15 protein-coding genes and 1 riboswitch are annotated in these 18,864 nt (G+C 42.2%); of the genes, 8 read left to right on the top strand and 7 right to left on the bottom strand.

From position 1 onward, the window contains the following. Positions 1-174 precede the first annotated feature (174 nt). The 4 genes from UYC_RS0121525 to UYC_RS0121510 all read left to right on the top strand — a co-directional run bounded on the left by UYC_RS0121525 (position 175) and on the right by UYC_RS0121510 (position 4,149). A complete protein-coding gene (locus UYC_RS0121525) occupies positions 175-939 on the top strand; it encodes a TylF/MycF/NovP-related O-methyltransferase (RefSeq protein ID WP_016875237.1) in 765 nt (254 codons plus the stop codon). Between the two features lie 465 nt (positions 940-1,404). After that, entirely contained in the window at positions 1,405-1,998 is a 594-nt protein-coding gene (locus tag UYC_RS0121520; protein ID WP_016875238.1) for a hypothetical protein, read from the top strand. Between the two features lie 24 nt (positions 1,999-2,022). Next, positions 2,023-3,387, top strand: a complete 1,365-nt coding sequence (locus UYC_RS0121515; RefSeq protein ID WP_016875239.1) for an APC family permease — start codon at positions 2,023-2,025, stop codon at positions 3,385-3,387. A gap of 78 nt (positions 3,388-3,465) precedes the next feature. Next, positions 3,466-4,149 carry an SAM-dependent methyltransferase gene (locus tag UYC_RS0121510; protein ID WP_016875240.1) on the top strand — a complete coding sequence of 228 codons (684 nt, stop codon included), beginning with the start codon at positions 3,466-3,468 and terminating at the stop codon, positions 4,147-4,149. 208 nt (positions 4,150-4,357) lie between these two features. Here UYC_RS0121510 and UYC_RS0121505 read toward each other — a convergent pair whose 3' ends face one another. After that, entirely contained in the window at positions 4,358-7,285 is a 2,928-nt protein-coding gene (locus UYC_RS0121505; protein WP_016875241.1) for a HEAT repeat domain-containing protein, read from the bottom strand. Positions 7,286-7,483: 198 nt separating this feature from the next. Here UYC_RS0121505 and UYC_RS0121500 point away from each other — a divergent pair, with 198 nt between their 5' ends. From UYC_RS0121500 to UYC_RS0121490, 3 genes are all read left to right on the top strand, one after another. Beyond that, positions 7,484-7,852 carry an alr0857 family protein gene (locus UYC_RS0121500; protein WP_016875242.1) on the top strand — a complete coding sequence of 123 codons (369 nt, stop codon included), beginning with the start codon at positions 7,484-7,486 and terminating at the stop codon, positions 7,850-7,852. Between the two features lie 264 nt (positions 7,853-8,116). Next, complete coding sequence (locus tag UYC_RS0121495; protein WP_016875243.1) at positions 8,117-9,538, top strand: hypothetical protein; 1,422 nt, start codon at positions 8,117-8,119, stop codon at positions 9,536-9,538. 131 nt (positions 9,539-9,669) lie between these two features. After that, positions 9,670-10,845, top strand: coding sequence for an ARPP-2 domain-containing protein (locus tag UYC_RS0121490; protein WP_016875244.1), 1,176 nt, complete (start codon positions 9,670-9,672; stop codon positions 10,843-10,845). A 165-nt stretch (positions 10,846-11,010) separates the two neighbouring features. Here the strand turns inward: UYC_RS0121490 and cysS are convergent, their stop codons facing one another. From cysS to UYC_RS0121475, 3 genes are all read right to left on the bottom strand, one after another. After that, positions 11,011-12,450, bottom strand: coding sequence for a cysteine--tRNA ligase (gene cysS, locus UYC_RS0121485; RefSeq protein ID WP_016875245.1), 1,440 nt, complete (start codon positions 12,448-12,450; stop codon positions 11,011-11,013). Positions 12,451-12,473: 23 nt separating this feature from the next. Next, the gene (hisI, locus tag UYC_RS0121480; RefSeq protein WP_016875246.1) at positions 12,474-12,863 is read right to left on the bottom strand and encodes a phosphoribosyl-AMP cyclohydrolase; all 390 of its coding nucleotides are present in this window, start codon (positions 12,861-12,863) and stop codon (positions 12,474-12,476) included. 133 nt (positions 12,864-12,996) lie between these two features. Next, positions 12,997-13,707 (bottom strand): class I SAM-dependent methyltransferase, encoded by a 711-nt coding sequence (locus UYC_RS0121475; protein ID WP_016875247.1) that lies wholly within the window; start codon positions 13,705-13,707, stop codon positions 12,997-12,999. Between the two features lie 408 nt (positions 13,708-14,115). On the opposite strand from UYC_RS0121475, the gene UYC_RS0121470 reads away from it, so the two are divergent. Beyond that, positions 14,116-14,532 carry a hypothetical protein gene (locus tag UYC_RS0121470; protein ID WP_016875248.1) on the top strand — a complete coding sequence of 139 codons (417 nt, stop codon included), beginning with the start codon at positions 14,116-14,118 and terminating at the stop codon, positions 14,530-14,532. Positions 14,533-14,976: 444 nt separating this feature from the next. Here UYC_RS0121470 and UYC_RS0121465 read toward each other — a convergent pair whose 3' ends face one another. The 3 genes from UYC_RS0121465 to UYC_RS0121455 form a co-directional block, all read right to left on the bottom strand. After that, complete coding sequence (locus UYC_RS0121465; RefSeq protein WP_016875249.1) at positions 14,977-16,617, bottom strand: cation:proton antiporter; 1,641 nt, start codon at positions 16,615-16,617, stop codon at positions 14,977-14,979. A gap of 85 nt (positions 16,618-16,702) precedes the next feature. After that, a riboswitch (Fluoride riboswitch) is annotated at positions 16,703-16,776 on the bottom strand. Positions 16,777-16,778: 2 nt separating this feature from the next. Beyond that, entirely contained in the window at positions 16,779-17,864 is a 1,086-nt protein-coding gene (locus UYC_RS0121460; protein WP_016875250.1) for an ATP-dependent 6-phosphofructokinase, read from the bottom strand. Positions 17,865-18,063: 199 nt separating this feature from the next. Beyond that, positions 18,064-18,852, bottom strand: coding sequence for a glutathione S-transferase family protein (locus UYC_RS0121455; RefSeq protein WP_016875251.1), 789 nt, complete (start codon positions 18,850-18,852; stop codon positions 18,064-18,066). Between the last annotated feature and the right edge of the window lie 12 nt (positions 18,853-18,864).

The following is an 18,864-nucleotide window of genomic DNA, read 5'->3' as shown; positions in this document are numbered from 1 at the left end:
CTAGTTACTGGATTTCTCAATTGAGCAGCAAATATTCAACTATCTTTAGACGTAATTTTTAAATTCTTAAATGCATTTTTATAGAGAATAAGTATTCCCAATAATTGGTATAAGCTAGTAAAGAAGTCGAAGCTGCTTGCATCAAGCTTAACTATAAAAGTGAAGGGTTCTTCAATGAAAGCAGTTAAAAAGTTTCTCAAACAACAATTTCATAGAGCTTTGCTAAAAGTATTTAGACGATTAGGAAATCGCAATAACTATTATTTAATTCGAGGCAACATAGAACAAGCTAATCGTTATACCAATCCGATCTTGAATAAGCCCGAATCTTGGTTTGTAGATTTTGGAGAATGCTGGTTTTATAGTCTTGACACTGTTAGATATGGAACATTAGAACTACTGAGTCGAGAAATTTACGAACACGAAATAGAGGGTTCTGTTGCAGAAGTTGGCGTATTTCAAGGAATTTTTGCTTCAGCAATTAACAATTACTTCCCAGACAGGAAGCTTTATCTATTTGATACTTTTGAGGGCTTTGACGAGCGGGATGTTCAAATTGATCGACAGATGGGATACGGTACACAAAGTTACCATGATTTTAGCAATACTACTATAGATTTAGTTTTATCTCGAATGTCCCATCAAGAAAAAGCCATAGTCAAGAAAGGATGGTTTCCAGAATCAGCAAGTGGATGTGAAGATGAAAAATTTTGCTTTGTAAGCTTGGATGCGGATCTGTATCAGCCAATATACGCTGGTTTGTGTTGGTTTTATCCAAAACTAGCTCATGGAGGCTACATCATGGTAAATGACTACAATATTGACAACTATCCAGGAGCCAAAAAAGCTGTACGTGAATTTGCAAAAAATAATAGCATTAGTTACATTGCACTTCCTGATATGGGTGGAAGTGTAGTGATAGGAAAACCGTTGCTCTGAATTAGCTTTTATTTTGCTACGAATTTGTAGAATTTTTTACCCAATTTTGTGTAAAATCCCACCGCTGGAGGACGTAGGCATTCTATCTGCTTTTCTACTCTAAACATGAGAGCAAATATGATGCAAAGTTTCCCATTCTCTCTTAAGATTTCCCTATTTTCAAAGTATCGATATGATTTAATCACACAACAAAACTGATGAAAACTTCTCTTTCCCAGTCTCTAGCCTAAGCGCCCTTATTTTCAAACTAGATAGTCATGTAATAAATCACACAACGAGGGAATGAAAACTGTCTTTCCTTATGCCTTCTGCCTCCTCTGCCTTATTTTCAAGACAGAGTAAATAAAATTTTTCATTTATTTACTTTAATTGTCATTTTCCTGTCACATTTGCTTTTAACTATGAAATCAGGGGCATAACTCAAGATTCCTCAGTTTTTTACATACATACACAAAGATTTTAGTTATGTATTTTCGTCTGATCGGGCAAATTGTCTCTCTACTAAGTGTTGTGGTTGCGATCGCAGGATTTAGCGGATTCAAAGCCAATGCCCAAACAACCCCTGTATCTACACCAGTTGCCGAACAAGAAGCAACTTCTTTGGCTACTCCTCAAAAGATAGCGCAAGGATTTTCACCAGGTAGAGCTACCCGTAGTGGGCGTAGCTATATTGGGGTTGGCGGTAATATTGGCTTGGGCGGCGATACCACTCTCAGTGAAGGTGCCTTTTCTATCATTACCAAAATCGGTTTGAGCAGAAACTTGTCCGTTCGTCCTACTGCTTTAATTAAAGACGATCCGGTATTTCTCATTCCTGTGACAGTTGACTTTGCAACTCAATCAGTAACAGGTACGCCCCAACAACAACTGAATGTGGCTCCTTACTTGGGTGCAGGTGTGCTGATTTCCACGGGTGACGATGACGATCTGGGCTTTCTGGTGAGCGGTGGTGTTGATGTCCCCTTGTCAAATCAATTTACGGCAACTGCTGGGGTTAATATTGGTTTTATTAATGATACTGAAGTTGGACTGCTACTGGGCGTTGGCTACAACTTTTAGAACTTTCACGCAAGGGTACTTTTAGTGAATAGACGTGAAGATTACGCTTTTGTTAAGCAAGGAGCTACAACCGAAGTAGCAAGCCCAAAGCCATCACTGACATTTTTTGATGCAGTTGCTTTGATTGTCGGTATTGTGATCGGCGCAGGTATCTTTGAAACTCCTGCTGTAGTAGCTGCTAATACTGGTAATGGGTTGACTGCACTGCTGTTATGGTTAGCTGGGGGCTTGATATCTCTGATTGGCGCTTTGTGCTACGCAGAGTTAGCCACTACTTATCCGGATGTAGGAGGTACTTATTATTACCTCAAACGTGCCTTTGGGTTAAATGTTGCCTTTTTGTTTGCCTGGGCACGAATGACTGTGATTCAAACAGGTTCTATTACTCTGTTGGCATTTATTTTTGGGGATTATCTTTCTGAGGTGTTGCGTCTGGGCAACTTTTCCTCTTCTTTGTATGCAGCAGCAGCGATCGCTTTACTCACTGCTTTAAACATTCTCGGTTTGCAGCAAGGCAAGTGGATGCAAAATTGGCTAACGGCGGTGAAAGTCCTTGGCTTGCTGTTAGTAATTGGGATTGGAATTGCTGTTTCTGGTTCTCCTGCTGCTCCTAGTTCACCTCCTCCCCCTACAGAAGGAACTTGGGGACTAGCAATGCTATTTGTTTTGTTGTCTTATGGTGGCTGGAATGAAGCAGCTTTCATCTCTGCAGAAATTCAGAATCGACGGCGCAATATTTTGCGATCGCTAATTTGGAGTATAGGCATTATCACCGCGATTTACTTGCTGATCAATGTTGCTTATTTGCGGGGATTGGGATTAGCCCAAATGGCACAGTCGCAAGCAGTAGCAGCTGCTTTAATGCGAAACATACTTGGGCAGCCAGGAGCAGTATTTATCAGTCTTTTGATTGCTGTTTCTGCTTTGGGTGCAATTAATGCCACTATTTTTACAGGCGCACGCACAAATTATGCTCTAGGACAAGACTTTTCTTTGTTCGGGTTTATGGGGCACTGGCAGCAACGTTCCAGCGCTCCTACGTTTGCCTACCTTTTACAAGGGGCGATCGCTCTAGTTTTGGTGTTATTAGGCACCTTCACCCGTAGAGGTTTTGAAACGATGGTGGACTACACTGCACCAGTTTTTTGGTTTTTCTTTCTACTTTCAGGTATATCTTTGTTTGTGCTGCGCCGAAGAGAACCCAATGCGCTACGCCCATTTCGCGTACCTTTTTATCCAATTACACCACTGCTTTTTTGTTTAGTTTGTGGCTACTTGCTCTATTCCAGCTTGGCTTACACCAATGTAGGGGCAATTGTGGGCGTTGTGGTAGTGGCTGCTGGTATCCCGTTTTTGCTATGGAACCAGCATCGTTACCGTAGAACTTAGTGTTTAATCACACAACAAACATCCCTAGTCCCTATAGATCTCAATTTTTAGTTCAATACTTAATTCAGGATAGAAATTATGCAGACAAAAAAATTATTTCTTGGAATACTCACTGGAATTAGTGTTGCAAGCTTAAGTATTGTTGGATGCACTGCCCAACAGGATAATACCGCAGTAGAGTCGCAACAAACACCTGCCTCCACCACCGCAGCACAACGAGAGCCTGTTAACAACACTCAAGCCCAAGCACCCGCACCCACTACTACAACCAAACCCCAAGAACGCCCAGCCGATGTTCCCTACGTACCAACACCCCAGGAAGTAGTAAACAGAATGCTACAACTGGGACAGGTGGATAAGAATGATGTAGTTTACGATCTCGGTAGTGGTGACGGGCGAATTCCAATTACTGCCGCGCAGAAATATGGAGCACGGGGAGTTGGTATTGACATCGATCCAGAACGCATTCAAGAAGCGAACGAGAATGCTCGTAAGGCAGGAGTAACCGATCGCGTGCAGTTTCGCCAGCAAGACTTATTTAATACTGACTTGAGTGAAGCAACAGTAGTCACGCTCTACCTACTGCCTGATATTAACGTCAAACTCCGTCCCAAGCTTTTGAAGGAACTCAAACCCGGCACTCTTGTTGTTTCTCACGCTTTTGATATGGGCGAGTGGAAACCAGAGAGGGTAGAGCAAGTAGAGGGAAGAACAATTTACGTTTGGAGAGTTCCTAAGAATCCTCCGGCTAATTTGCTGTAAATGTGACTACCCCGCAAGCTATTTTCTAACTAGAGTCTGTTTTCAAAGTTTTGCTATCCCCCCTAACCCCTCTTTCCAAGGGGGGAAAATAGATTTGAATAATGATGTCGTGCCAGGTTCGTTTTTCAGCATCGATGCAAAGCTCAAATGCAATCACCCATACTATTTGGTAATCCAGCAATGGAGTCTCAGAGTAGTGGGTTTTTGTTTATGGTATCACCGTACCACTTTGGCTATGCCAAGCTTGATAAAACTCCTGATAAGTCATATTTTCGGCACAGTACCACATCAATTTGTAATCATCTCGATGGGATTCTAACTCGTGTTCCTGTAATGTATCAGTAAAATAATCTTTTAGGTAAACAATCACTTTTGGCAACTGTTCATCAATCAGAATTTCTTTTAAATTATCTACTGTACGTTTGCGTAAGGATATATTTTGGGTTGATTTAACTAATTGTAGTAAGGTTGTAAATGCAATAGTATTTCCTGGGTCAAATTGGGCTAATTTATAAGCTCTGCGTCTTTTGGTGTCTTCATCATCAGAGGAGGAGATACCACGGATTAAGGCTGTAATTTTTTCAGGTAAAACAGACAAAGATAATTTCTTTGTTTGTGTTCGTTTCCTCTGCGATTTATTTGTAATTTCTTCACCGCGTAGAGTAGCTAAATTCTCTACCGCTTGGCGACGCTGAGATGAATCTGTGGCTGATGCGGCAATTTTTTTTAACGTAGAAATAGCAAGTAAATTTTTGGAATCAATTTTACCTAAACTATAGGCAGCCTTGCGGCAAATAGATTCATTGTTAGTAGTATTAATAATTTCTATCAATGCAGTAATAGCTGTTTGATTTTCTGCATCAACTCTGGCTAGGCTGTAGGCAGCTTGCCAACGGATAGTCTCATGACGAGCTATTTTAACAAGATTTTCCAGAGAGGCGATCGCAATCTGATTACCAGGGTCAAAAGTTTTGCCTAAACTATAGGCTGCATTCCAACTATCAAACTCATTTTGGCAAGAAGTAATAAATTTTTCTAAGCAGGCGATCGCTTGAGTGCGATCGGTTTTAAGTAAAGCTATTCGCGCACCCTCAACAATTGGTGATGGATATCTACACCATTTTTGTTTTTGGGGATGAAAGTAACCAAAACGCCACTTGATTAACTGCCAAACAATTTCATCAGCTTGTTGGCAACTTGTAAACTCAGCAATTCCCTGCGCCGCCAGAAAATAAGCTTGATAATTATAAAATCCCCCGCATCCATCCTCAAATTGAGTGAGTGCTTGAATAAACTCCTGTTTCTCAATTTGTGGTACATCATCCCTACCCAGCCAAAGCAAAATTACCTCTCGCCACTGCGGTTCAAAAATCCGGTAACTGCTTTCATGGGAAAGTAAATAATCTTCCCCACTACCGAATAGAAAAAAACGCCAATTTGTAATAGCTTGAGCCGCAAAATATTCCTGAAAAGTCGGATGGTAGAAAGCATAAACTTTTTCTCCCGTTATTTCCGACATACCCACTTGATTCAACCACCCTAATTGGAGTGCTAATTGAAATAAACCATCATCAGGAGTGCCTAAAACTTGACAAACAAAACGATGTCTCAGACGGAACTTGGTTTGTTCGCGAGCAATAGCTAATAGTGCTAATTTTCCTAGTGCTTTATTTAACTGCTGTCGCTCTTTTTCAGTAGTAGGAAAAAGGTCTTGTTTCCACTCATAAATTGCCTCAACAAATTGCTGATAAAGCATCGCTTTACTATTAGGCAATTCTCCTTGAGTGATGCCCCAAATCCGACACAACAACGCCAAGCGTAAAGGATTTTTTACTGTATCCTTGATTCGTCGTCTTTCTGGTTGGTTTAGCTCAGTTCGCAATTTTTCCCCTAAAGCCGGGTTGTGTTGAAACCAGCGACAAATAAATTGCCCTACCCGATCCTGTGTCTGAGCTTCGCCGTAAGTAAAATGCAGATTGCAATAAGTGTCAAAATTTTCTAAAGCATTCTTCCCCCCATCCCAAATATTTAGCCGAGAGGTAAGAATAACTGTGGCATCGCCTACCCAACCTTTCAGGAAACTAGCAATTTTCGCCAAGGTGTTAGTAGATTCAATTACCATTTCATCTACTGCATCCAAAAGTAACCAAACTCTTCCCTGGTTAAACTGTTCGCAGAATGCATCTTCGATTTCTGGTGGAACCCTCAACTTATGAAGAGCTGAAGGTAGCCAGTCTTGAATTAAATACTGTTCTAGAGTTTTACCTTGTAAATCTGCTAATGAAATCCAAACAGGTAAATCTGTAGTATTATCCAACAACCAAAGAGCAATCTTTTGTAATAAAGTAGTTTTTCCTGCTCCTGGTTCGCCAACAATTGCAATTCGCTGACTTTGCTTATTTCCTAACACTTGTTGGATAAACTCATCATGGTCAAAAGTTTGAGTAATATCCAAGTCTTCTGGTTCATATAACCGCGAACCCTCTTGCGGAGTCACATCAGTGCGATCGCTCAGACGTTTTTTTCGCTGCACCAAACCCAAAGGTACGTAAACTTGTTCCAAATCAAAAGTTACACCATCTGCACAGGTGAGAGGATTAGTAGTCAGGCGACTATTCAGATTAGCGCGACATATTTCTTGCCAGTCGAGTGATGGCAGAGATGAAGATAAGGGAGAATTTTGAGCTTGTCTGACTTCTCCCCTTGTCTGTGCTGTTACTTGTTTGGACTTCTCTGGGCGGCGGCTTTCCCACTCCCAATCAAATTTTTGTAAGTTGGCTGCTGTATCTTGGCGTTTGTACCAGAGATTTAAAGTGAAGTGCCAAGTTTCTGAGCCTCCACGAGATGGGCGATTATCTTCTAAGATTTCTAAAAAATCTGCAAACCGCTTTAAAGCTTCTTTGATTTGTTCAGATGTTAATTGACTTGATGTTAACCCTGTTAAAGCTTGCAAAAATCTCACCTTAGTTCTGACAACTAGACGAGTTTCACTTTGCCAGCGAGTTTGGATCTGAGGGCGCAGGGCATCTAAAGCTGCTTCATCACAATCTATGGCGTCATTAGCATAGGCTAACAGCGTCTCTAATAAATGCCGCGATCGCTTTTTCGCCTCTGGGCCATAACTTGCTCTTGCCATTGTCGTTATTATCGACTGAACAAAGTTCGGGGATTCCCCCAAGTTTAGCAACTTCCCTTAACTGTCTAAACTCGATTTCACAAGCATTTCCGATTGTACATCCACAATTAGCTGAGGGGAAATTCCCCCGAATATTCTGATTTTATAGATTCAGTCAACCAAAGCACACAAATAATAACTATTCCCTTTTTATTTTATATGTTAAAACTGACTTACACCAAAAATAGCTTTAACCTAGATTATCTCAATATACCTTTAGAAAATTGGGTAAATCAAAGAGTAAATTTGGCTCTCACCACTGGCACAAATATTTATATGGAACCAAGCACTGCGGCTTTTCTATTACCTACTGAATCATCCCTTTTAGCTATTTTAGAAAAGCTAGCTCAAGCGAATTTGATAGAGTTTTGTTTTTGTGATTCCTCATGGCTGGAAGTTACTCTAAAAGGTATTTGGATCACATCAACTGCCAATAGTGAAACAGGAGTTTTCCTCACAAATCTAACTCCATCTGTGGAATTATTACTGCAACAGCTATCTCAAAAACAACAACTCTGTCACGCTTAGTAATTCAGTCTTGCTGTTCGCGGGACTCTGGCATGATTTCCGAAACCAGATTCTGAAACTGTCCTAGTTAGTCGTGCCGCCTTTCCCCGAACAGCACCCCAATCAAATTGAGACGCAGAGAATTTATTGTTCGCGGGACTTTAGTATGACTTCCGTTCCAACCTGTTAAGTTGTCCAACCTAATCATACTGTTCTTTCCCCGAACTCAAAATTACTTTTAACTCTTTCTCTCTGCGTCTCTGCGCCTTTGCGTGAGTAAACTTTATGAATAATAACTATACCAACCGTGTTGAACAAGTAGCGCGAGAAGACTTAGTAATGTTCATCAATGCCTGTCTCGCCTGCACCGGACAAAAAGAATTTTATGATGATGCTTACGGTCAACGTGTATCAATTGACTTTTTACATGATTACATTCTCGGTAATTACCGCTTGCTATATGCCCGGACTTTAGCAGCAGGTATCAACCACTTCAACCAAGCTCAAATCATCTTAAAATTACTAGCGACAGGAAAAGACACACTCCCAGAACATCGCCAAGAAGAAGGCGCACTAATTGCCCATGCACTCAACGCCTTACCGCCACAGCGAGCTTGGGGAGTTTTACAACAGTTACGACAACGCAGAATTAATAATAGACGCAGTAGAGCGATCGCCCGCGATTATTTAAGTATGCGGCGTGATATAAGTTTTGATGCTGTTAAGTACCGCGCTAAAGTCAGAGTGATCGCCACGCACGCACACCTCAAACTGCACGGCGAATTAGGTACTTTCCTCTTCCGTAACTGGAAGCAAAAGTCTTACTCAACCCAGTTATTTGAACAGTTTCGCCAAGCACATTACAGCGCCGAAGCTATTTATAATTTACCTTTCACCATCGCCGAAGGATTTGCGGTTAAACACAAAGTTCCCCGTGATGTGTTCTTATCTCGAATTCAACAGCAAATGACTTTAGGGGAAAAGTTGCGTTTGCAAGGTGCGGCGGAACGTACAGAAACTGAAATCAATGTGGATTTTGGTCGTCTGCCCTTAACCAAGCTGGCATTATACATCCTTTCCTTACCTGGGGAGATACGACAACAACAACGAGAAATTTTACACCAAGCCTTAGAGCGATCGGCGCGTTTAATGTTAAAAAAAGCACCCCTCAAACTAGGAAAAGTTGCAGCCGTTTTAGATTGCAGTTACTCTAGTTCTGGCTCTAGCGAAAAGCGCCGCCGTCCCCTGGGTGTAGCTATGGCTGCACACTATCTGTTACAAGCCGCAGCTAGAGAATACCGAGCTTTTTGGACAGTACCCGTAGAAGATTCATTACAAGTAAGCGCCCGTGGACAGACTGACTTAGCAACACCACTGTTAGCAGCTTTGGGATCGGGAGCCGAGTTAATAGTAATTATTTCCGATGGTTGCGAAAACGATCCACCCAATGGAGCAGCCGAAGTCTTGCGTGTCTACCGTCATAAATTAGACCCCAAACGGCGAACTTCTATAATTCATTGCAACCCTGTATTTAATTCCGACGACTTTTCCTTACGCACCCTCAGCCCATTCATCCCCACCGTAGGGCTAAGAGACGCAGAAGATTTACCAACCATGCTCAACTTTGCTCGTTTTGCCGAAGGTTCTGCACCCTTATCAGAACTAGAAATATATCTAGCACAAAGAGTAGAGCAATTTTTAAATTGAGAGAGCCAGAGGCTCTAGTTCTCGTTACTAGGTTGAACCTGGTAACGAGGGTTCATGGGCTGCCGCCTCCAGGCTGTTGGAACTGGTGCAAGATGTGAATAACCCAAAAACCTAGATTAATAAAAATCGCTATGGCAAAAACAAAAAGTTTATTAACAGATATATCCCTGAAAGGACTGCAAATTGCGCCTTCCCAAATCCGGGGTGCAGTGCGTATTGTGCCATTACTGCGGCAACAAGTGCAGGGTGATTTGCGCTTGCTACGTCGTTCCTACGATGAAGATATTGCGGTTGTCTCCCTAGAGGGTAAAATCACCGAACCCGGCATGAAATATTTTTCTTATGTGCCTCATGGCTTGGTGATGTCTTGGAGTGATGACGGCAGTCCAGTAGCCAGCTTTGGTGGACAGATGCTCAAGCGTGATGGTAAGAGTTTTAATTCCTGTTGTGCAAGCGTGCGCTTAATGCACCGCATGGTTAAGCGGGAATCAAGCAATCAACTGAGATTTTTACCTTTACACCTAGCAATGGAAGGTTTCCTATCATTGTTTTTTTCTGGCCCGGACATTGCTTGGAGCGAGTATTCTAAATATGCCCTGTCTCACGGACTGGGTTCACGCTACGAATCATCTGTTAGCGGACGTTACATCGCAGGGTTGGAAGATGCTTTGCGAGTGTTTGAAATCCATGAAAGACAAGTTGGTGTATTAGTATTTGTCGCTGAAGCTTTAGCCTCTGCTTTTGTAGTTCCCACGCCAGAAGATTACCGTGCTTTGCACACTAGCCTTTTAGAAGACTTTTACGGTGAACTGATTTACGAATACAGCCTTATGTACAATACAACCTACCCAATGGCTCTATCTGTGGATGATGCTCAAATTCATAGTTTGACAGATTTAAGAGGAGCGATCGCTAAAATGCGCGCAGATTGGGCTTCATTTCAAGGATTCATGGCCGAAGGGTTGCTACAACGCCAGATCCAATCCCAGATAGTATATACTGCCGGGCCATTCCAAATGCAACGGTTTATCACTAACCTACTACCCAAAGAAGAAAACCATATTGGCGAGGCGATCGTGCGAGATAACGGAGAATTAGAATATCTTAAAACTTACCGTTTATCAGCTGCCCAAACTCGTCGCGTGTACTTACTCAGCCAATTAGCAAAATATAAATGGAATATTGACGCTACAGCTAAAGCCTTGGGACATACCCGTGATGAACTAGTTTCTCGTCTCGAAGCTTGCGGCTTTGGATATCTGCTGAATCAACAAGTACGCGATGCAGCACGGAAAAAAATTAAATAAATGCGTCTCAAGAACTGAATTTTTGGCGTTGCTGATTTAATGTATGAATTTGTCACGCAGAGGCGCACCAGCCGCGGAGAATAAGAGTTTTTAATGCCTGATTTTTAAATTTCATACTGCAATTGAGCAACGCCGAATTTTTTATTGTTTGCGAGCAATTCGCGTTTACCAATGCCACACAGTTGTACCATCTGGTTTATCGATTAATATTACTCCTACTGCTTGTAATTGGTTGCGTATGCGATCGGCTTCGGCAAAATTGCGCTCTTTACGTGCATCTTGTCGCTGTTGAATTAAAGTTTCAATGTCTGCATTACTTAAATCTTCTTGTTTAGTATCCGCTTCCTCATTTAGCACTGCTTCTAGTCCTAAAACCTGTGCTAAGTGAACTAACGTTTGCCACTGCTGCTCAATCGTTTCTAAAGGGGTATCAGTCTTGCCTTGATGGATAAGCAAGTTTCCTTCACGACGCAATTCTTTTGCCAATTCAAATAGAACCGCTAAGGCAGCAGCTGTGTTAAAGTCATCATCCATTGCCCTCTGAAAGCTTTCAACATAGGGATTGGGCATTGCAAGAGGTAGGAGGCGGAAGTTCTTTAATTTTGAATTGAAAAGCAAAGCTTCTTTGAGCGTCTTCCAAGCATTTTCAGCGGAAATGATGGCATCTTTTGTAAAATCTAGAGGCTTACGATAATGGGCTTGCAAGACAAATAAACGGATTGCATTCGGATCGACGCCTTGATTGAGTAACTGGCGAATCGTTGTAAAATTACCCAACGATTTAGACATCTTTTCACCGTTCACTGTCACCATGCCGTTATGCATCCAGTAACGTGCGAGTGGCTTAAGAGTAATAACTTCCGATTGGGCAATTTCGTTTTCATGGTGGGGAAATACCAAATCGCCGCCACCACCGTGAATATCAATCGTATCACCTAAGAGCGATCGCACCATTGCTGAACATTCAATATGCCACCCCGGACGCCCCTTACCCCACGGCGAATCCCACGCTGGTTCCCCTGGTTTTGCCGCTTTCCATAAAGCAAAATCAAATGGGTTATGCTTCTTGTTAACAGATGACTCTTCTGAATCTACCCTACCACTTGCCCCAGCTTGCATATCTTCCAAAGAACGCCCAGAAAGCTTGCCATACTCAGAAAAGTTTTGCACTTGATAATAAACATCCCCATCAATGGCGTAGGCGTAGCCTTTTTTTTCTAGTTCCCGAATTAACTGGTGGATAACCCAAATATTTTCCGTGACGCGGGGATACTCAGAAGCATCCATCACATTTAAGCGCCTGATATCCTCAAAGTAAGCTTGGATGTAACGCTCAGAAACCTCTTGCATAGAAGTTCCCTCTGCATTAGCTCGATTGAGAATTTTATCATCAATATCAGTAAAGTTTTGCACATATTGGACTTTATACCCCCGCCACTGTAAATAGCGACGCACTATATCCCAAACAATGTAAGAACGTCCGTGACCCAAATGACAATAATCGTACACCGTAACACCGCAGCAATACATTTTTACGTGACCTGATTCTTGCGGCTGGAAGGGTTCTTTGCGACGAGTGAGAGTGTTGTAGATTGTCAAAGTCATAATTCAAAATTCAAAATTAAAATTTATTGCCCTCTTTTAGAGCATGAATATGAATTCAAAAAATTAGATTGAGGATATATTTGTACAGCATTAAAAAAACAACTTCTTGCACCAGTGTGACAAGCAATATCACCAATTTGGTCTACTTTCAGCAAGATGGTATCTCCGTCACAGTCGTAAAAAAGCTCTTTTACCTTTTGAATATGTCCAGATGTTGCGCCTTTATGCCATAATTGGGAGCGCGAGCGACTCCAATAATGAGCTTCACCTGTAGATAGTGTTTTTTTAATTGATTCATAATTCATCCAAGCCATCATCAAAACAGTACCATCACGGTAATCTTGAGCTATGGCAGGAATCAAACCTTGCTCGTTAAACTTCAGTTTTTCAATCCACAATAAATTTTGATTCATTAGTATTTACTACAAACAGTTCAATAGCTATAGAATTCATATTTAATGTTTGTTGGCGTAGCCTGTGCTTTGCACTTAAAAAACTCAGTACACTTTTATTCTTTTTTCCCTGTTCCCTGCCCCTACGAGTGAATTAAGTATTTTTTGTTGCTATCCAACCTTTGAACCAGAGGGCTGTAAAAAATTGAGTAATCTTACTAAAATTTGCTTCTTGTAATAGTTCAATAGTTCTTTGTTCAGAGATGCAATTAATATGTATGACATTGCTTGCTGCTTCCTCTACTACTTCTGGTGACATTCCTAAGTTACGTGCATGATATTTGTAAGCGGTGAGGAAATCGTTAAACCTTTGTGAGCCTTTCTCCTCACATAAATCAACCAGAATCAATTTAGCTCCTCGTTTGAGACGTTGCGAGATGCTTTGAAGCAGTGATAGTTTTGCTCCATCATCGGGGAGAAAGTGCATTGCAAGAATGCAAGTTGCTGCATCATAGAGGGGAGTCAGAGGCAATTCATGCGTTAATCCCTGGTGGAGCTTCACACGATTTGTTAACCCATGTTCCGCTACTTTTTCTTGGGCGATCGCTAGCATTTTAGCCGAAGGATCAACTCCTGTCATATACCATTGCGGTTGCGCTTTTCCAAAAGTTGTGAGTTCCATACCACCGCCAGCGGCAACAATCAACAGATGAGCCTGCTCTGAAACGCTTGCATCTAAAAGTGCAACTGCCATATCGAATATCGACTCATAACCAGGGACAAAATTACGTGCTGCAACTGCATAATCTATCGTTTGGAATTTTGGATTTGAGTCAAAATCAAAGCGGCTCTGCTCTTTATTCATATTTCAAAATTTAGGATTAATGATAATCGTTATCATAATAGCGCAAAAAAGGGGCGTTGCTGAATTGAGGTATGAAATTTAAAAATCAGGCATTTAAAACTCTTACTCTCTGCGACTGGTGCGCCTCTGCGTGACAAATTCATACATTAAATCAGCAACGCCAAAAAAGGTTTGATGGTGCAATCTGAAAACAGAAGAAAAATTCAAGGGTGTCTTAGCGATGTCTACAGTTGGATCTCGCCTAGATGTAACTCAAGCTTTTGGGTAGTGCGATCGCTTGCAAGCTTCTGACTAAAGAAAGTGGGATTCTCTCTTTGGAATGTAGTTCAAGCGATCGTAAAAGTTTAAAATCAACCACTAAATCTAAAATCTTAATTACACAGCATAATCACACCCAGGTAAGAAAAAATGACTTATAACAGACAAATTACTTATCCTTTGGCTGAACAAGAGTACTTAGAACCCATAGACACAGGTAAGTTGCTCGTCCATAATCGCCGTGTCAAGCGTCTGAGGTTAAAACAAGCCCTAGAGCGTCGCATTCTAAAAATCATCATGATTTCCTCTATCATCAGCACAGGCTTATTCGGGATTGCCGCATTAGGATGTTGGGAGCAAGAAATTATCGAAGCTAACACAAAATCGATCGTAGTCAGCAAGCAGTATGAATGGCAGACGCGAAAGCATATCTGCTTGGGGTGGATGCTATTTGCGTTTTCTAGTTTTCTTGGCAGCGCTTCATTGAGTAGAAAATCGGTGACTACAGCAATTAATAGTGGTGAGTTGGGAAAGGTACGAAGATATAAAGGTGTCAACACACGCTAAAGTTTGTGTCAAGGAGCAGCGATCGCACGCACCCCCAACTCCAAATTTATCATCATTACGGCTACCGCTTTGTATTTGAATCTGCCCCTAGTTACTTGTGATTCTAAATATTCAGTCCATCAACAATGTCCAAATCATCTGGTAATTAAAACTGCTAGCGTTGCTGAATCGCGGTATGAATCCGGATGTAGAGACGCGATATATCGCGTTTGGGCAAGGGTTTTGGCATTACGCAGAATTAATTTCATACATTAAATCAGCAACGCCAAACTGCTTATATTCAAGCTCACTCACCCAGAAAGTCGAATGGTGTTGCATGAAAGTTGCATCTAACTTTACAAGACAATAGATAATATGGAATTCTTATTCTCATATCATCACTCTCTAAAGCACTATCCTGTATTGCGTTCCTTGTAGCCAGTGGAGTTCTTCGCACTGGCTTTTTTATTTACCACCTCGAACAGATATGCGCTCATCCTCAACTAAGATAACGGGAATTGGACTTGATTCTAATACTGCTTGGGATACAGAACCCACAAGCACCTCATCCCAAGCTCGATGCCCCCGCTTACCCATAACAATCTCAGCAACTTGATAATCTTGAGCAACACGAACAATTTCCTCTGGTACTGAGCCTGTGACAGTAATGAACTTGTGGCGGATGTCTGCGAGGAGGCGTTGAGATTTTTCTCGTAGATGAGCTACTCCATAAGGCTCGTTAGTGCGGATGACGTGCAATACAATTATCTCGCCATCACTGCGGCGGGCAAGCTCGGCAACTTTAGCTAACACTTGACTGGCTAAAGGGGAACTATCAACAGCGGCTAGCAGCACAATCCGACGAGCGATCGCTACCTTGGTGGGATCGACTTCACCTCGCTCTAGTAGTTTGGGTGCAAAGGTGGGAATAGCCCAGGCTCCTAAGGGTGCAGTAACTAGAATAGATAAGGCTGCAATTGCCAGAATTGTCTCCCCGCCCTGAATCCCCTGTGTCAAGGGAATTGCCCCAATCGCCGCTTGAACTGTGGCTTTAGCAGAGTTCCCTGATAGCAAAAATAACCGCTCTCGCCAGTTCCAGTTACTACCTAAGGTAGATAAGTACCATCCTAAAGCACGTCCAATCAATGTCCCAATCGCTAGAATCAGCAATCCTGGAAGTAGAGTTTTTTCTAATACTTGCAGTTGAATACTTGCGCCCAAGAGTACAAACAATACGATTTCTGCCACAACCCACAAGCTATCAAAACCTGAACGCAAGCGCCGTGCTAAAGGAGCATCAAGTTCAATTAAGAAAAATCCCGTCGCCATGACTGCCAGATAGCCAGAGAAGAAAGGAAATTTTTCTGCCAGAACTACCAATAACAATGCAAAACTTGCTGCAACTAGGGTATCTTGTACTGCATTTTGAGTCCAGTTCTGCTTTGCTAGCAATACTACCAACAGTCGTGCTGTCACCAAACTGAGAATGACTCCCAGAATAATCTGGCAAATAATTTGCAGCGGAAGGAGTTGAACCGCACTCAGAGTAATGCCAAAAGGTAATGTGACTCCTCCTGCTTCCTGTGCCAAGAAGCTCAACAACAAGTTAAATACCAACAGTAGCAATACATCTGATAAAGCGCTGCCAGTAAGAATTGCATCGGGAATTCCCTTCGTCACTCCCCAACCCAGACTTTTCAGTCGCAGCATTCCCGGTACAATCACAGCAGGTGACTCCGCCCCAATAATACAACCAAGTAGCAATCCCGTCGGCAAGTCGAATTTAAAGAGCCATATGGCAGCGATCGCAACAAATAGGGCTTCGCACAAAGCGGGTAGAAACCCCAATCGCAGTGCTACTGTTCCTTGTTGGAGCAGTTTTTCCCTGTCTAACCCCAAACCAGCTTTCATCAAAATTATCATTACAGCGATCGCTCGCAAAGGAGCAGATGCTGCCAGTACATCAGGGCTAATTGTATCGGTAACTTGTGGCCCCAGTATAATTCCCACCAAAGCCATGCCCACAAGTGCGGGTGCTTTCAACCGTCGAGTAATTTGTCCGACAAAAAAACCTGCAAGTAAAATCCAAAGAATGCTTTCTAACATCACGCAGTTGCAAAATCATGAGTGGGCAAGCGTGACTTGCTAGCGGAAGTTAAAAGCAAATAGCCCTACTCTTCCATAGCAAGTCGGAAAAGTAGGAGCCATCAGCCTTTCTATTCAATACTTAAGGCGGTTATGGCGAGCTCCATCGCCTGATTATTACTTTACTGCAAATCTCCCAAATAAATACCCAAACCACGAGCAGTTTTTACTAAAGTATCCTCTGGATCGACAGTTCTATATTGAGCGATCGCTTCCGCAATTGGTACAGTCATCACCTGGCGATTTTGCCAGGTTACCATGTAGTCATATTTACCATTGTCTATGAGATTTACTGCTGCTACACCAAAAGCAGCTGCCACTAACCGATCTAGTGGTGAAGCGGTTCCACCCCGTTGAATGTGTCCTAAAACTGTGACTCGCGTTTCTGCACCAATGCAATCGCTAATTTGATCGGCTAAGTATTGACTGATACCACCATATCGAGATTGCCCCAAACGATTTGTCATAGTGACAGTTTCGCCTTCTTGAGTGCGAACCGCTTCGGAAACTATGATTAAACAATAGTTTTTGCCTTTGTCTTGTCGCTGTTTAATTTTGTCGCAAATGCGGTCAATTCTGTAGGGAATTTCTGGAATTAATATCACATCTGCTCCTCCGGCAATTCCCGCAGCAATGGCGATGTGTCCTGCGTCACGACCCATCACTTCTAAAATGATGACTCGACTGTGAGAAGCTGCGGTAAAATGTAAGCGATCGAGTGCTTCTGTGGCAATATTAACTGCTGTATCAAAACCGATCGCGTGTTCGGTAATGCCAATATCATTATCGATTGTTTTGGGAATGCCCACTAAATTAATACCGCCTTGTTGTGCCAAGCGACGGAGAATAGCCAAGCTACCATCGCCACCAATGCCAATCAAAGCATCTAAACCTAGTTGATGGTAACCTGCAATAATTTCCTCTGAGCGATCGCATAGACTGCCATCAGGCATAGGAAAAGCAAAGGGATCGCCTTTGTTGGTGGTTCCTAACATTGTCCCACCAGAAGTTAACAGCGGATCGACTTGATCAATCTCCAGCTTTGTAAATTGGGGTGGGTGTGCCATTAATCCCAGAGTAGCTTGACGAATTCCCAGTACTTCCCATCCCTTTCCACAAGCACAATGGACTACTGCTCTGATCGCTGCATTTAAACCAGAGCAATCCCCTCCACTAGTAAGAATGCCTATTCGCTTACATTCTCCCATATGTTTTTTATATTTCAAACGTGGGCGTTGCACAATATATGATGCAACGTCGAGAGTGTAAATTAACCTAAGTTAGTAAATTAAAATATGGTTGGCGCAAAAGCACTCTTCCCAATAACCGTAGGGTGGGCATTGCCTAGAATGTAAACATAAGATTTTGAGTTAACTTTAAGCAATGCCCACCTTACAAAAATCGCAATCAAATAGCTGGAGCAAGATGTGAGCGATCGCGGTAAAGACGCAGCACATATGCGCCAGCAGGAGTTTCACGAAAGGCATTAATTTCAGCTGCCATATTGGGCGGTAACTCCTGCAAAGGACTGGGTTTACTGGGGTGTTGTGGTGGTAGTACAACAGGAGCAGCCAATGCCGCGAAGGTGAGATCGGCAGCCGAAAAACTATTTCCTACTAAAAATGTGCGTCCATCAACCAACAACTCACTAACTTTGGCAAAAATGTTATTAATTGTTTCATAAGCTTGGGCAGTAGCTTCTGGAGTTATATTTAGTTTCTGTCGAGCCATTGAGCTAGTTATAGGAAAAGCTAGCGGGAATAATATCCGTTCATAAAAAGGAACACCCTGACACCATCTTTTTTGCATAAATTGATAGTCATTCATAACATGAAAATAACCCCAGCGCCGTGTAGCCGGGCCAAGTTGCTCATCAAATAAATCTTCTAATTCTTCTACTTGTTGACACAAATTTGAGTCTGTGGGATAAAGTTTGGCATTAGCGGGAGCCATGGAATTCAGATATTTCAAAATAGTCGTGGAGTCAGTAAAAACACCTGCTGTAGTGACTAGAACCGGAGTTGTTTTGCCGCCAACTCTACCTGTTGCTAATAGATGAAACGGTGGTGTATGTCTCTGTTCTATGTAAGGTAATTTCAGTTTCTCAAGTGCCCATCGTGCTTTTTCACAATAATGGCTGATGGGAATAGTAATCAAACGAAATACTTGTTTCTGACTATCAAGATTCTGATTCATAGTTGGTAAATT

The organism is Chlorogloeopsis fritschii PCC 6912 (genome assembly GCF_000317285.1).
GTDB classification, from domain to species: domain Bacteria; phylum Cyanobacteriota; class Cyanobacteriia; order Cyanobacteriales; family Nostocaceae; genus Chlorogloeopsis; species Chlorogloeopsis fritschii.
Note: the sequence above shows the minus strand (reverse complement) of the source record. Positions and strands in the feature narration are given on the sequence as shown.